Source organism: Selenomonas ruminantium AC2024 (assembly GCF_000687995.1).
Classification (GTDB): Bacteria; Bacillota; Negativicutes; order Selenomonadales; family Selenomonadaceae; genus Selenomonas_A; species Selenomonas_A ruminantium_B.
The window spans coordinates 870,067-884,909 of the sequence record NZ_JIAC01000001.1 but is presented as its reverse complement, the minus strand read 5'-3'; the positions used below and the strand labels follow the sequence as shown (position 1 = coordinate 884,909).

Here is a 14,843-nt window from a genome sequence, read left to right as displayed (position 1 = left end):
TATTTCACCTCAAAATCATTCTGTAACGGCGGCAGCTGTGGGAACACTCTCCTCAACCACTGCTTCGCTGCTTTCCTTGTGAATATAATCCGGCGTCCCTTCCAGGATTTCCTCCTCCGGCAAAACCGCTTTCAAGGACTCAATGGCCACTTCCACCATATCGTCCTCAGGGGGACGGGTCGTGAGATACTGAAGCCAAAGCCCCGGACGGATGGCCGTCTGGATGAAGCTGTTCTTACTGCGCCCGGCCAAACGGATAATCTCATAGGAAATCCCCGCCACCACCGGCAGCAGCAGGATGCGGCTTAAAATGCGCTCCCAAAGAGAGGGCCAGCCTAAGAAAGCAAATACAAAGATGGACACCAGCATCACAATCAGCAAAAAGTTGGTGCCGCAGCGGGGATGAAGCCGGGGGAATTTCTGTACGTTTTCCACCGTCAGCGGCAGCCCCGCTTCATAACAAAAAATCGTCTTGTGCTCCGCCCCATGATACTGGAACACCCGGCGAATATCCTTCAGCCGCGAAATGCCCCAAATATAAATGAGGAAAATCACCAGCCGCAAGACACCTTCCAACAGGTTCAGCACCACCGGGTCCTCCGTGGCACCATGAATGAGCTTGGCCGCTCCCGTGGGGATGGCAATAAAGAGCACACTTGCCAGCACCAGCGCAAAGACAATGGTGCCTGCCATTTCCTTGTCGGAAAGTTGCTCGTCCTCTTCCCCGGCCATCTTGGCCGAATAGGACAGGGATTTCATGCCAATGACCAGTGACTCAATCAAAGACACCGTGCCCCGCAGAAAAGGCTTTTTCAAAATGGGAAATCTATCGCTAATGGAATTTACAGGCTTGGTCTCGACCTGGATACACCCTTGCGGGTCGCGCACAGCCGTTGCCGTAAGTTTCGGCCCGCGCATCATAACCCCTTCAATCACGGCCTGACCGCCTACCATCAATTTATCTTTTTTATCACTCAAGGTCTTTCCTCCTAACGTACACTTGGAAACACCGAATATTCTTGATTTATCCTTATACAAAATAAAGCAGAGCAATATGCTCTGCTTTACCATAACGTGTCTTACTTCTTGGCGTAACGCTTGTTGAACTTTTCGATACGACCGCCTGCCTGTACGTCACGCTGACGACCCGTGAAGAACGGATGGCACTTGGAGCAAACATCGACGCGCAGTTCCTGCTGCGTGGAACCAGTGGTGAACGTGTTACCGCAACCGCAGGTTACCTTTGCTTCGAAGTATTCCGGATGAATACCCTGTTTCATAAATTACACCTCGCTTTCACCCCAACTAAAACTGGGAATTGATACAAGCAAGCTATGCGCGAGCTTGGTTTAGACCTAGCTTACCTTTTGGGGCAAAGCCAGTCAAAATGACTTGGAACCAGACGTCAGTACGTCCAGTACCAAAACAGTATAGCACAGGAAATCTTACGATGCAAGGAATGAAGCAATATTTTTCTTGAAAAAATTTCCTTCTTATAAGATAATGAAGTAATGACACAATTTGTTTATTACGAGTTCATATAGAGAAAGGAAAGCATTTTATCATGGCTAATCAAACTATGCAGCATCAGTGCAGCTTCTGCAAACGGATTATCAACGTCCGCGACCAGTATGACCTGCCGATTTATGACCCCAACACCGGCTTTGCCATCTGCCGCAACTGCATCAAGGAAGTCAACCATTTTTTGGAAGAACATGATGCCGCTCAGGTACAGGATGAAAAGCAGGTATTCGCCGGCGAACTGGACGATATCCTCAATAAGAACAAGCCCCATATCATCAAACAGTACCTCGATGAATACATCATCAATCAGGACCGCGCCAAGAAGATTCTCTCCGTGGCCGTTTACAACCATTACAAACGCATGAAGTACGGTTATCAAAATGATGACGGCACAGAAATCGAAAAGTCCAACGTCATCATGCTCGGGCCCTCCGGCTGCGGCAAGACGGCGCTTCTTTCTCACCTGTCCAAGCTGCTGGACATTCCCTTTGCCGTAACGGACGCTTCCAGCCTCACCGAAGCCGGCTTCGTTGGCGCTGACGTAGAAGTCGCCGTGCGCAATCTCTACTACGCCGCCGACAAGGACGTAGAAAAAGCCGAACACGGCATCATCTACCTCGACGAATTCGACAAGATTGCCCGCAAGTCCGGCGCCAACAACTCCATCACCGCTGACCCCGGCCATGAAGGCGTACAGCAGGCCCTCTTAAAGATGCTCGAAGGCAGCGTGGTGGAATTCACCTCCCGCGGCCAGCGCAAGCATCCCGAAGCTCCCACCATCAAAGTGGATACGAAAAACATCCTCTTTATCGTTGGCGGTGCCTTCGTCGGCATTGACGATGTGATTGCCAAGCGCCTCTCCAAGACCAGCTCCATCGGCTTTGGCGCAGAGATTCAGGGCAAGGATGACAAGCCCAAATTCGATGAGCTCATCCACAAGGTTCGCCCCGAGGACCTCATGCAGTACGGCATCATCCCCGAAATCATCGGCCGCCTGCCCGTAATCTGCACCCTCGAAACCCTCGACGAAGATGCGCTCTTGCGCATCCTCACCGAACCCAAGAACGCCCCGGTCAAGCAGTACGAAAAACTCCTGGCCATGGATAACGTGGACTTGGAGTTCCAGGAAGATGCCCTGCGTGCCGTAGCCCGCAAAGCCATCGAGCGCAAGACCGGCGCCCGTTCGCTCAAAGGCATTATCGAAGACATCATGCTCGATGTCATGTTCGATATCCCCAAATCCAACGAACCACGCAAAGTCATCATCACCAAAGCCTGCATCGAAGAAGGTGCCGCACCAGAAGTGGTGAAGAAATAAACATGAAAGCCCGCTCGCCATTTGACGAACGGGCTTTTTATCTAGGCTTAAATATCCATCGAAGTAATCTTCTCCGCTTTCATAAAAGCGGAGATTTTTTGTACGCCGCGCATGACCTCGTTATAGTTCTCCGGTGTCAAAGACTGCGGGCCGTCAGACAGGGCCTTGGCCGGGTTCGGATGGACTTCCATCATCAAACCGTCAGCACCGGCGGCGATAGCGGCAAAGGCCATGGGCTTTACCATTCTCCATTTGCCTGTGCCATGGCTGGGGTCAACGATAATCGGCAAGTGGGACAGGTGCTTCACCGCTGCCACCGCACTCAGGTCGAGTGTATTGCGCGTATAAGTTTCGTATGTGCGAATACCGCGTTCGCAGAGCACCACATTGGGATTGCCTGCGTTCATAATGTATTCGGCAGCATTGAGCCATTCGTCAATCGTTGCCGCCAGACCGCGCTTTAAGAGTACCGGCTTGCCGCACTTGCCCACTTCCTTGAGCAGGCCAAAGTTCTGCATATTGCGCGCGCCAATCTGCAGCATATCCGCATACTCCACGACCCGCTCAATGGCTTCGACCGTGGTAACTTCCGTCACCACACGCAGGCCCGTACGCTCGCGAGCTTCGGCCAGATACTTCAGACCTTCCACTTCTAGACCTTGGAACGCATAAGGGGAAGTACGCGGCTTATAGGCACCGCCGCGCAGGAATTGAGCGCCAGCCTTTTTCACGATTTCTGCTGCTTCAAAGAGCTGTTCCTTTGATTCCACTGCGCAGGGTCCTGCCATAACTACCGGCGTACCGTCACCGATTTTTACGCCAGCAACATCGATGACACTGTTCTGGGGATGAAATTCACGGCTGGCCAGCTTGTAGCTCTTGGAAATCTCCACGCTCTTTTCTACACCGTCCAAAGCGTCAATGGGCACCGAAGCCAGCCGCGTCTTATCGCCGATAACGCCGACAATCTTCTGCTGGCTGCCTTCCATTACCTTGGCCTGCAGACCGGCCCCCTCAATAACTGCAATGACTTCCTTGATGTCTTCCGCCGTAGCATCCACATTCATAATAATAACCATAATTCCATCCCCTTCTATAATAAATGATTAATTAACCGTAAGCACGGGGAAAGTCCCCAAATTCCGCAGCCAAATACTTTTCTTCTCCACCGCAGAGAGCGCCTCTTCAAGCTGCGGAGAATCGCTGTACTCCAAATCGAAAAAGAATATATACGCGCCAAGTTCCGTTCTGGCAGGGCGCGACTCGATACGGGTCATATTGATGCCCCGCTGGGCAAATTCCTTCAAGACCTCAAAGAGTGCACCGGCCTTCTGACCGTCAATCTGACAGATGACCAATAATTTTTCCTTGGGCAAAAAGCTCAAAGCCTGCCGCCCCACCTGGAAAAAGCGGGTGCAGTTGGCGGCACTATCCTGAATCTCCGTGGCAATGGGCACAAGCCCCAAAAGTTCTCCTGCTCTGGCCGTGGCAATGGCGGCACTGCCGGAATCGGCGGGAGCTTCGGCCACAATCTCCGCCGCCCGCGCAGTGCTGGCCACTTTGATAAGTTCGGCCTGCGGGTAATGCTGCAGCAGAAAGTCCCGGCACTGGGAAATGGGCTGGGCGTGAGAATAAATCCGCTTAATCTCACCCCGACGCCGCGCTAACAGCTGGTTATGGACGGGCCAGATAAGTTCCCGCCAAACCGTCAGCCCCTCACTGCGAGCCAACGTATCCAGCGTGATATTGATGGCACCCTCCAAAGAATTTTCCACCGGCACCAGCGCCGAATCCACCTCGCCATTTTCCACAGCCTGCAGGCAGTCAAAAATATCGGCAAACAGCACCAATTTATAATCCTCACCCGTCTGACGCTTCAAATACACCGCCGCCGCCTCACTATGGGTTCCCGCCGGCCCCAGCACGCCCAAACTCATCGCCATAAATACGCCTCCAGAATCTCAACAATTGACAACATCATAGCATAATAGGAATAAATTAACAAGTATTTCCATAAAAAGTTACAGTGAGTGCATCACAAGCAAACATTAATGCTAAATACAACAACAATATTGATATTAAGCATATAGCCTGAGGAGGTTGGCGGCTGTTGCGACAATGCGTCAGCGCCGCGGCGTAAAGAAATCATTTTTTCCTCACCAAAAAAGCAGCTAAAAAAGTCAACTGTCTGAGCACAGCGAGTTTTGACTTTTTTAGCTGCCTAAAAGGAAAAAATGATTTCAGCCGCAGAGCGAAGCAATGGCGCAACAGCCGCCAACCTCCGCCAATCACATCGAACCGAATTATTCTTCCAAATCATTCTTTAACTTTAATAAGTCCGGACACAAATCCCCAATGGAACTAGCCAAATCATCCTTCGGCTGCAAAATATCAAGCACCGGCTGCATGGTCTTGCGGAATTTTTCATCATCCTGCATGAGCACCAATATCGCACTGGTATTGATGGCATCTGCAAGCGCCGTGTGCTGAGTACCTTCGAATTGATGATCCATGGCCCCCAAAGCATGTTTCAGCGCCAGATTATTATGAAGCCCCAGCCGGTCATCAAACACCTGCTGCAAGTCCACCCAGCGGCTGTCCAGCCACTTCACATCAAAATCCGGCAGTTTGAAGCGGCATTCCTTTTTGAGCTGTTTGATATCGGACATGCTCCAGGAGTAAATCTGCGTTTCCTCCTCGCCAATCCAATCCACAAACCGCTGAAACGCCTCGGCATAATGAGCTTTGCCCTCCACCATTTCCTGCTTGATACCCGTGAGATTCGTGATATGCTTCTTTATCTTGCCATACTCCGGCTCCACATAACACTGGAACTCGGCTTCCTGTTGGAAATTCTCATCCAGCCGTACTGCGCCGAACTCGATAACCTCCTCTTTCATCTGCCGCTTGACTTCACGGAACTCCCGGTCTACGGGATTCATTTCCAAATCTATGACAACGTACTTCATTAAAACTCCCTGCGCTTTCCTTTTTCGTTAACTATATTATTCTACCGAAAAGCGCTATTTCCTTCAATACATTTTGCTTACAGGCCGCACAAAAAACATACCAACTGCGCTGCGCCCTCGGCATCATCAATATCATACTGGCGCAGAGAAGTCGCCTCATGCTCGCCGCTGCTGAAAATGGCCACAGTATCTTCATCCGCAATGACCTCGCCAAGCCCTCGCCATAGGGAAATCTTGGGGATGGTTCCATGATTGCGGCTCTCGATAATGACCAAATCCACATCCGTCAGCCGCCCGGCAATCTCCATAAGACTGGCCCGCTGCTCCGTTTTTTGCTGGATAAAATAACCTTCCGGCGAAACCACCGCCACACCATCAGCTCCTGCCTGCTTGAAGCGGTAACTGTCCTTGCCTTCCTCGTCCACATCATAGCCGTGGCAGTCCCCCTTCACCACGCCCACCCGCAGGCCACGTGCCTTGAGCTTAGGGATAAGGCGCTCGATAAAAGTGGTCTTGCCGGTATTGGACTTAGGCGCTGAAACCGTCACCAAGGGAACCTGCCGCTTGTCATTGACCAGCCGCCCCTGCACCAGCCGAAAATCTGACGGCCTGTTCACATTGAAAAACGCATCATCGTCCCCTAATTCCACCAGCTTATGCGGCACGCTATCAATGACCTGACCGATTTTATAATCGCCACCCTGCAATGCCGCCTCCACTGTGGGTAGCAAATCCCGATGATAAAGTCCCGCCAAAGGCTGCCGTCTGCCGTTCACCACCGGGATAATGGCCATTTCTCCTCGGGCTTCTGCGAGCAGCGGCCTGATAACCTCATAGCGAAACAGCGGCATATCGCAGGACAAGGCCAGTGCATACTCCGCTTGCAAATGCGCCAGCCCCGCACGCAGGCCTTCCAACGGCCCTGCCCCCTGCCGTTTATCAGCCACCAGCGTAAGTCCATACCACTTTGCCAGCTCGAATAGTCCTTCTGCCTGATGACATTCTCCGCACAGATACGCTTCCGCAAAAGACAGCTGCGCCGTTTTTTGCAAAGTCAATTCCAACAAAGAGCAGTTATCCACCGTGAGAAATCGCTTATCCTTCCCCATGCGGGAACTTTTGCCCCCGGCAATAATCATTACGCCAATATCTGCAAAATCCATATTGTTACCTGCCGCCTTATTGATGTTTATGCTCGTGTCTTGCGCACTCGCTATCTTCTCCCCGCAGTATGTCGATGCCGTGTTTGAGCGGTGGCAGGATAAAGTCCAGGCATTCTTCCACGGCTTTTTTGCTGCCGGGGAGGTTGACGATTAAACTGCGGCGGCAGATGCCGGCCTGCGCTCGGCTGAGCATGGCCCGGTCCGTTATCTTCAGCGACAGGGCGCGCATGGCTTCGGGAATACCGGGAGCCAGACGCTCGCACACAACGAGCGTAGCCTCGGGGGTAATATCTCTGGGCGAAAAGCCCGTACCGCCAGTGGTGGCGATAAGCGCTATACCTTTGGCCGCTAGTTCCCGCATTTTACGTTCCAGCTGCTCCTGCTCGTCGGGGAGGATTACTTTTTCGACCACCGTATAGCCGTTAGCCGTTAGAATTTCTGCCACCTTCGCGCCGCTTTCATCCACACGTTCACCGCGGCTGCCCTTGTCGCTGGCCGTGATGACAGCCGCTTCCAAGGGCATTTTCTCCCCGGGCTGTACCAGTTCCAACTCGTCCCCCACTTTGACTTCACCGCCATGGAGCACCCGGCCAAAGATTCCCTCACGGGGCATAATGCAATCTCCTACCTGCTGGCGGATGGCACAGCCCTTGTGGCATTCTTTGCCAATCTGGGTGATTTCAAACCAGACGTCCCCGGCTCTGAGGCGGGTACCAACGGGCAGTTCCTTGAAGCGGAAACCTTCAGCCACGATATTTTCCCCAAAGGCGCCGAACTCCACCTTGACGCCTAACTTGCGGAAATCCTCTATCTCCTGCAGACCGAGGAAACTGACCTGACGGTGCCATTTTCCCGCATGGGCATCGCCTTTAATGCCCCATTCCGTTTCAAAGACAACTTTATCCACCTGCGTCTTGAGTGTTCCTTTTTTTTCGCTGGTACACAGTGCATGAATCTTACCCATCAATTAGCCTCCCACTTGATACATGGCGCGGCTGTCCCGCGCGGTATTGAAATGATCCGTAAATAAATGTTCTGCCGGTTTGCGGTAGATGGCCTGCCGCAAAGCCAGCTTCAAGTTCTCATCACTGATGCCGCTTCGAAGAAGCTGCCGCAGGTCCAGACCGTTTTTCTGATTCAAACAGAGCTTCAAAAAGCCCTCGGCGGTGAGCCGCACCCGATTGCAGCTGCTGCAGAACTTATGCTCCATGGCATCGATAAAGCCCACCTGCCCGGCAAAGCCTGCGACCTTATAGTATTCCGCAGGCCCCTGCAAACGGTCAGTTTTTTTCCCCACAGGGCGCAAAGGGCCATAGGCTTTTTCCAGCCGCTCCCGCACCTCATCCATGGGCACACCGCGATAACCGACTTCGTAAGCACAACCAATGGGCATGAGCTCAATAAAGCGCACCTTCACAGGATAATCCCGCGCCAGTGCCGCCAATGCGGGAATTTCCGCATCATTGACTTCATAGATAGGCACGCAGTTAAACTTGACATTCGTGAGTCCCAAAGACATTACCTTTTCCAAGCCAGCCTGAACCCGCGCAAAGAGGGGACGGCGGGTAATCTCTGCAAAGGTGTCCGGATTCAAAGTATCCAGACTGATATTCAACCCGGTAAGTCCTGCCTTTATCAAGTCTTGTCCCAGTTCCGACAGCAGTACACCGTTGGTGGTCAGCACCACCTGCTCAATGCCGGGCACCTGCCGGATTTCATGAATCAGTTCCGTGATATTACGCCGCACCAAAGGCTCCCCGCCGGTCAGGCGCACCTTTTTTACGCCCAATGCGGAAAGTCCCCGCACAATGCGCAGGATTTCCGCAAAGGTCAGAATATCCTCGTGCCGCATCTTGCTCACGCCTGCTTCCGGCATACAGTAACGGCAGCGCAGATTGCAGCGGTCGGTCAGCGAAATGCGCACGTATTCAATTTTTCTCTCGTATTGGTCTTGCATAAAATCCAATCCTTTATTTCACGCGATACAAGCGGACGATATCCACTTCCGTCTCCTTAGCCAGTTTCCCCGTACCGGCGGGAATGTCCACAAAGGCATTGCAACCCACCGCAGAAAAGAGACTGCCGGACGCGTGCTGTTCCGGCAGACGCACCTTGCCGTTTTCGTAATAAGCACGGATAAAGCGCCGCCCCTTGCTTGCCTTGGGGAATTCATCCGTAAGCACCGCTTGGGCGCGTTCCGGCAAAATCTTTTCATTGCCGCTGATTTTGGAAAGCACCGGCACCGCAATGAGTTCAAAGGTGGCATAAGCCGCAAAGGGATTTCCCGACAGGGCAATACCCAACGTATCGCCCATGGTATAAGCAAGCGCCGGCCCGCCGGGCTTCATGGACACACGCCAGAACAAGCGCTGGCCCACTTTTTCCACCACGCCGTGCATAATGTCCTTTTTGCCCACGGAAACGCCGCCAGTGGTCAGGAACACATCCACTCTGTCCTTGTACCCGGCGATAACCTTGGCCGCTTCTTCCACATCATCTGGCAAAATGCCCACAATCTCCGGGGAAAAGCCCAGTTCCTGCAGGCGGCTGGCCAAGAGATACAGATTGCTGTTATAAATCTTGCCGGGGGCGAGGGGCTGACCAGGCTGCAAGAGTTCGTCACCGGTGCTGGCAATGGCAATACGCACATTCCCCAGCACCTTCACCGTGGCAAAGCCCATACTTGCCAGTACGCCAATATGGGCCGCCGTCAGCTTCGTGCCCTTTTTCGCCAGCTTCGTGCCCTTGCGGATGTCTTCCCCGGCATGGCAGTAGTTGGTATATGGCGCAATGCTGAACGGTACAGTGAGTTTATCCCCCGCAGCGGTCACATCCTCCTGCCGCACCACACAGTTACAGCCCTTGGGGATGGCCCCGCCAGTCATAATGCGCAGGGCGGAACCTTCTGGCACCGCCTTGTCAAAGAAATCTCCCGCACATTCCTCGCCGATAATCTTAAAGACCGCGGGATTATCCGCGCTATGCCCTGCCGTGCTCTCCGCCGCAAAGGTATAGCCATCCAACGGGGAACGGTCAAACGGCGGATTGTCAAACGATGCCTCATAATCCTCTGCCAGAATCCGTCCCAACGCCTGCAGCAAAGGCACTTCTTCCACCGCCGATACCCTATGGCAATGTTCTTTCAGTATTGCCACGGCTTTTTCCAACGATAAATCCTGCATCTGTATTCCCCCTTAATGCTGGAATCCGCAGACGGGATAATGGCAGACTTTGCAGTTCATGCAAAGTCCCCCAATGCCGAAATGGCGGATTTCCCTGCGCGTTATTTTTTCCCCGGTAATCACGCGGGGCAGAATCAAATCAAAAATCGTGCGGCCTGCGTACATGACACAGCCCGGCAAGCCCATGACGGGAATCTCGCGGCCATCCTTTTGCACATAGCCCAACAGAAACATGGCGCCGGGCAAAGTCGGTGCTCCATAAGTTACAATCTCCGCGCCCGCATCCCGAATGGCGGCAGGCGTGCGGTCGTCCGGGTCAACGCTCATGCCGCCGGTGCAGATGACCATATCCATGCCCAAGTCAATGAGGTCTTCGATATGTTTCTGCGTGTGCTCTGCCACATCATCGGACAGACGGTGCTCATCGATGGTCAGGCCAAAGGCTTTTAATTTGCTCGCAATCACCGGCGTGAAGGTATCTTCAATGCGCCCCAGGAAAACTTCCGTGCCAGTGGTGACCACGCCGACTTTGAGATTTTGCCGGTAAGGGCGCAGGCGCAAAAGCGGCTCACTGCCTGCTACCTTCTTAACCTGCTCCATTTTGTCCTTCTTGATGACCAGCGGAATCACCCGCATGCCCGCTAGCTTCTGCCCGGCCTTCACCGGCATATTCTGGGGCAGCGTGGCGATGGTCACATCATCCAGCTCATTGACTTCATCAAATCTTGATTCATCCACCTGAAAGACGCCATCCACCTGAGCCGTCAGTTCAATCTTGCCCTCTTTGGGTTCAGAAGCTGTCATATATTCGTTCTGACAAAGCTGCCGTAGAATTTCCGCCGCATCATTTTCATGCAGCATGGTTTCGTCATTTTCCCAGACAAAGATATGGTCCTTGCCCATGGACAGCAGCACTGGCACATCCTCTGCTCTTATCACATGGCCCTTGCGGAAGCGGGCGTCTTTCGTCACGCCCTTGATAATCTGGGTCAAATCATGGCAGAGAATCTGCCCCACCGCATCCTCGGTACGCATTTCCTTCATCGTTTACGCTCTCCCATCACACAAAAAAGACTATCCTCTCCATACGAAAAGGATAGTCCTCGCCTAATGCCAGATACTAAAATGGATACCCCTTTTCAAAATGGAAGGTCCTGCCGTTTCCAACAGGGCCCCGGCGCAATATCATAGCCACAGGCCTTAGATATTTTTGCTCGGAGTTATATTCGTTTGCTCTTATTGGATATTATACACTATTTTAGGAAATCATGCTTGTGATTTTTATTACATTCTTGTATACATAACTTTACACCTTGACATGTCAAATTTTCCATTTTATAATGACCTCATAAGCAAACAGGACAACGACGTCCCCAAGTGTCAGGTACCGGACACTTGGGGATTTTTGCGTTCATTGCGTTTGGGGACAAAGGCGTCCGTAGTGCAAGATTTCTGCGCTATGGGCGCTTTTCCTGTTTGCGGGACTTATTGATTCATTACCATGGAAAGGATGATTGTGATGATTGATACTGGCAATACGGCCTGGGTACTCATCAGCGCCGCCCTGGTCTTCATAATGACACCCGGCCTTGCGTTCTTCTACGGCGGCATGGTGCGGAGCAAAAATGTTTTAACCACCATTATGCAGAGTTTCTTTGTTTTGGCTCTTATTTCGGTAGAGTTTATTGTTGTCGGTTACACCATGGCCTTTGGTCCGGATGTCAACGGCTTTATCGGCAGCCTGGATAAATTAGGTCTTGCAGGTGTGGGCCTGCAGGTGTTGGAAGGCAGCACCATCCCGGAACTGGCCTTCGTAGCCTTCCAGTGCATGTTTGCGGCTCTGACACCGGCTCTTATCACCGGAGCTTTTGCCGAACGCATGAAATTTGCTGCTTTTACCGTCTTTATCCTCCTCTGGGCTATCTTCATCTATAACCCCATGGCTCATTGGGTATGGGGCGGTGGCTTCCTGGCTGAGCTGGGTGCCCTGGACTTTGCCGGCGGCCTCGTTATCCATATTCTCTCCGGTGTGTCCGGCCTGACCATCTGCCTGCTGTTGGGCAAACGTCACGGCTATCAGCACACGGCTATGCTCCCTCATAATCTTCCCATGACGGTTCTTGGTGCAACTCTCCTCTGGTTCGGCTGGTTCGGTTTTAACGCTGGCAGCGCCCTTGGCGCCAACGCTCTGGCCGCCAACGCCTTCATCACCAGCCAGGCAGCAGCAGCTGCTGCCGCTGTTTCCTGGGTGCTGGTGGAATGGAAACACAATGGCAAGCCCACCATTCTGGGTGCCGTCTCCGGCTCCATCGCCGGCCTTGTAGCCATCACTCCGGCTGCCGGCTTCGTGGCTCCCATGCCTGCGGTAATCATCGGTCTCATCGGCGGCGTGGTCTGCTACTTCGCCGTAGCTGTCCTCAAGGAAAAACTTGGTTATGATGACTCTCTTGATGCCTTCGGCGTTCATGGCATCGGCGGCACCTGGGGTGCTATCGCTACCGGCCTCTGGGCCACCACGGAAGTCAACCCCGATGGTGCCAACGGCCTCTTCTACGGTGACACCCATCTGTTCGTCGCTCAGCTCATCTCCATCGTAGTGGCTTACGCTTTGGCCGTTGCCGGTTCCTTCGTGCTCTATCAGCTGGTCCATGCCTTTATGGAAACCCGCGCTGACGAAGCGGAGGAACTTACGGGCCTCGATATCATCGAACATGGCGAGCGCGGTTACACCCGCGGCGTGCTGACCTCCAGCCCGCTCCTCGGTTCCTTTGAGACTTCCAGCGAAATGCTGGCCAACACGGTAATGCAGATGAATATGGAGAAAGGATGATTGCCATGCTGACAAAAATCGAAATCATCACCCGTTCCACCAAACTCGATGACCTGCTCCGCGCCCTGAACAAAATCGGGGTCATGGGCATCACCGTAAGTCAGGTTTTCGGCTGTGGCCTGTCCAAAGGTCATCAGGAAGTTTACCGCGGGAAAAAATACGATGTAAAGCTGGTGCCCAAAATCAAAGTGGAAACCGTGGTTTCCGAAATTCCCGTGGACAAGGTGCTCGACACCTGCGAACGGGTACTGCGCACCGGCCAGTTCGGTGACGGCAAGATTTTCGTCACCGAGCTCAAGGACGCCGTCCGCATCCGCACCGGTCAGCACGGTGATGATGCCATCCGGGATATTCCCGGAGAAACAACCGGAAGCATCAGTGCCTAAAGCCTGTGCTCATACATAAGACCAACAAGAAGAGAGGCGCTGCCATGATAGCGCCTCTCTTCTTGCCTTCTCCGGACTAATCTTCCCCATGCCAATTAAGTGTCACCGTAACCCAGCCATCCTGCTGGCAAAAATTGCATTGCGCCTTGTACTTGCGGATAAAGGCCCGCAGTGATATCATCCCCACACCTTGTCCCGGTTCTTCGTTGTAGGGCAGTCCGTCACGGTCCAGGAGCAGCGGCTCCTCGAAACGATTGGCCACCGACAGTACAAACCGTCCCCCCTCATATTGAGCCGATACCTTAACCTCACGATTTATGACCGGCTGCTTCATGCTGGCATGCAAGGCATTTTCCAACAGGTTCGACAGCACGATGGCCACATCCGTATCCATGCCGGACATCTCCTTTGGCAGACTGATTTTCTGCTGCAGTGGGATTTCCAGATTGCCCAGATGATAATGATAAATCGACAGTGTCGCATTGATGAGGTCATTGGCACAAAATTCCCGAATCGTCGTGCGTTCAAGCTCCGCCGCCTGCTTTTCCACCAATTCCTTTGCTTCACGGATGCGCCCACTGTCCAGCAGTGCACTGAGCAGGCGGGTATAATGACGCATATCGTGACGCAGAACCCGCAAGGTCTGACGACGTTCCTCTGTCAGGCGCGTGTACTCTCTCAAGGAATAAAGCTGCTGGGCCAACATATTGTTGCGGCCGATTTCCATCATATGCTCAGACATCTGATGGGCAGCTTTGAACACCAGCCGGAAAATCAGGAAGAAAAATATCGGCAGGGCCAGCCGCCCGACCCGCTCGGGCACGCTATGATAAAGCTGCCCATCCAGCCAGGGCAGGGCATAAGCGAACAGAACCATCAGCGGCATCAGGGCAATGTAGAGGCCCAGATGCCGGAATTGGAAAAATCGCTGCGCCAGTACCAGCGTGCTGAACCAACGGCGTTCCAATGGAATCAGCAGCGTAAACAGCACGAGATAACAACTGATTATGGCCAGCATATGCATGCGTTCTCCATAATCAGCCGAGAGTACCGCCCCCACGACAAAACCGCTGATGGTATGCAGGAGTACCGCAAACAAACTCTGCATGCCGAGCACGTACAAATGCTGCACAAAGTCCCGCGGAATGCAGTAATAAGAAATCAGGAAGAACGGCACCCAGCCGAAAGCTACCAACAGCTTGAAGCGCAGAACTTCTCCGTCGTCCATGCTCATAATGGCTGCATAGATAGCAAACGCCAAAATGCCCCAGCTTACTGCCAGCTGCACCAATTTGCGCCGCTGAACAACGGTAACTGTTTTCGCAAAAGGCAGATAGCGAAGCCAGACACCGGAAAACTGCAGAAGCACAATCATTAACGCCAAAAAATACTCCATTCTCATCCCTCGCCTTCCGAGCTGCAATTCCCTGCATTTATATTTTAACCTAAGTATAGATTTCTCGCTACCTTT

The 14,843-nt window shown here is 52.9% G+C and carries 14 protein-coding genes and 1 riboswitch; of the genes, 3 read left to right on the top strand and 11 right to left on the bottom strand.

What is annotated here, in order from left to right:
• Positions 1–15: 15 nt before the first annotated feature.
• A complete protein-coding gene (locus P157_RS13810) occupies positions 16–954 on the bottom strand; it encodes a DUF1385 domain-containing protein (RefSeq protein WP_037368528.1) in 939 nt (312 codons plus the stop codon).
• Between the two features lie 125 nt (positions 955–1,079).
• On the bottom strand, positions 1,080–1,280 hold the full coding sequence (gene rpmE, locus P157_RS0104065; RefSeq protein ID WP_026759891.1) for a 50S ribosomal protein L31: 201 nt from the start codon (positions 1,278–1,280) through the stop codon (positions 1,080–1,082).
• Between the two features lie 284 nt (positions 1,281–1,564).
• Between rpmE and clpX the strand changes: the two genes are divergently transcribed.
• On the top strand, positions 1,565–2,842 hold the full coding sequence (clpX, locus tag P157_RS0104060) for an ATP-dependent Clp protease ATP-binding subunit ClpX (RefSeq protein WP_026759890.1): 1,278 nt from the start codon (positions 1,565–1,567) through the stop codon (positions 2,840–2,842).
• A gap of 47 nt (positions 2,843–2,889) precedes the next feature.
• Here clpX and aroF read toward each other — a convergent pair whose 3' ends face one another.
• The 8 genes from aroF to P157_RS0104020 form a co-directional block, all read right to left on the bottom strand.
• On the bottom strand, positions 2,890–3,921 hold the full coding sequence (aroF, locus tag P157_RS0104055) for a 3-deoxy-7-phosphoheptulonate synthase (RefSeq protein ID WP_026759889.1): 1,032 nt from the start codon (positions 3,919–3,921) through the stop codon (positions 2,890–2,892).
• A gap of 27 nt (positions 3,922–3,948) precedes the next feature.
• Positions 3,949–4,785 carry a prephenate dehydratase gene (pheA, locus tag P157_RS0104050; RefSeq protein ID WP_026759888.1) on the bottom strand — a complete coding sequence of 279 codons (837 nt, stop codon included), beginning with the start codon at positions 4,783–4,785 and terminating at the stop codon, positions 3,949–3,951.
• A 360-nt stretch (positions 4,786–5,145) separates the two neighbouring features.
• A complete protein-coding gene (locus P157_RS0104045) occupies positions 5,146–5,811 on the bottom strand; it encodes a 3'-5' exonuclease (protein WP_026759887.1) in 666 nt (221 codons plus the stop codon).
• A gap of 77 nt (positions 5,812–5,888) precedes the next feature.
• The gene (gene mobB, locus P157_RS0104040) at positions 5,889–6,974 is read right to left on the bottom strand and encodes a molybdopterin-guanine dinucleotide biosynthesis protein B (RefSeq protein WP_026759886.1); all 1,086 of its coding nucleotides are present in this window, start codon (positions 6,972–6,974) and stop codon (positions 5,889–5,891) included.
• A gap of 16 nt (positions 6,975–6,990) precedes the next feature.
• On the bottom strand, positions 6,991–7,938 hold the full coding sequence (locus P157_RS0104035) for an MOSC domain-containing protein (protein ID WP_026759885.1): 948 nt from the start codon (positions 7,936–7,938) through the stop codon (positions 6,991–6,993).
• Positions 7,939–7,941: 3 nt separating this feature from the next.
• Positions 7,942–8,931, bottom strand: coding sequence for a GTP 3',8-cyclase MoaA (gene moaA, locus P157_RS0104030; RefSeq protein ID WP_026759884.1), 990 nt, complete (start codon positions 8,929–8,931; stop codon positions 7,942–7,944).
• 13 nt (positions 8,932–8,944) lie between these two features.
• Complete coding sequence (locus P157_RS0104025; protein WP_026759883.1) at positions 8,945–10,156, bottom strand: molybdopterin molybdotransferase MoeA; 1,212 nt, start codon at positions 10,154–10,156, stop codon at positions 8,945–8,947.
• Between the two features lie 12 nt (positions 10,157–10,168).
• Positions 10,169–11,200: a molybdopterin-binding protein gene (locus P157_RS0104020; protein ID WP_026759882.1), complete on the bottom strand. Its 1,032-nt coding sequence runs from the start codon at positions 11,198–11,200 to the stop codon at positions 10,169–10,171.
• Positions 11,201–11,272: 72 nt separating this feature from the next.
• Positions 11,273–11,388, bottom strand: a riboswitch (molybdenum cofactor riboswitch).
• Between the two features lie 287 nt (positions 11,389–11,675).
• On the opposite strand from P157_RS0104020, the gene P157_RS0104015 reads away from it, so the two are divergent.
• Together P157_RS0104015 and P157_RS0104010 are read left to right on the top strand one after the other, a co-directional pair.
• A complete protein-coding gene (locus P157_RS0104015) occupies positions 11,676–12,986 on the top strand; it encodes an ammonium transporter (RefSeq protein ID WP_026759881.1) in 1,311 nt (436 codons plus the stop codon).
• Complete coding sequence (locus P157_RS0104010; protein WP_026759880.1) at positions 12,983–13,372, top strand: P-II family nitrogen regulator; 390 nt, start codon at positions 12,983–12,985, stop codon at positions 13,370–13,372. Before P157_RS0104015 ends, P157_RS0104010 begins: the two co-directional genes overlap by 4 nt.
• A gap of 76 nt (positions 13,373–13,448) precedes the next feature.
• Here the strand turns inward: P157_RS0104010 and P157_RS0104005 are convergent, their stop codons facing one another.
• Positions 13,449–14,768: a sensor histidine kinase gene (locus P157_RS0104005; RefSeq protein WP_026759879.1), complete on the bottom strand. Its 1,320-nt coding sequence runs from the start codon at positions 14,766–14,768 to the stop codon at positions 13,449–13,451.
• Positions 14,769–14,843: the final 75 nt, after the last annotated feature.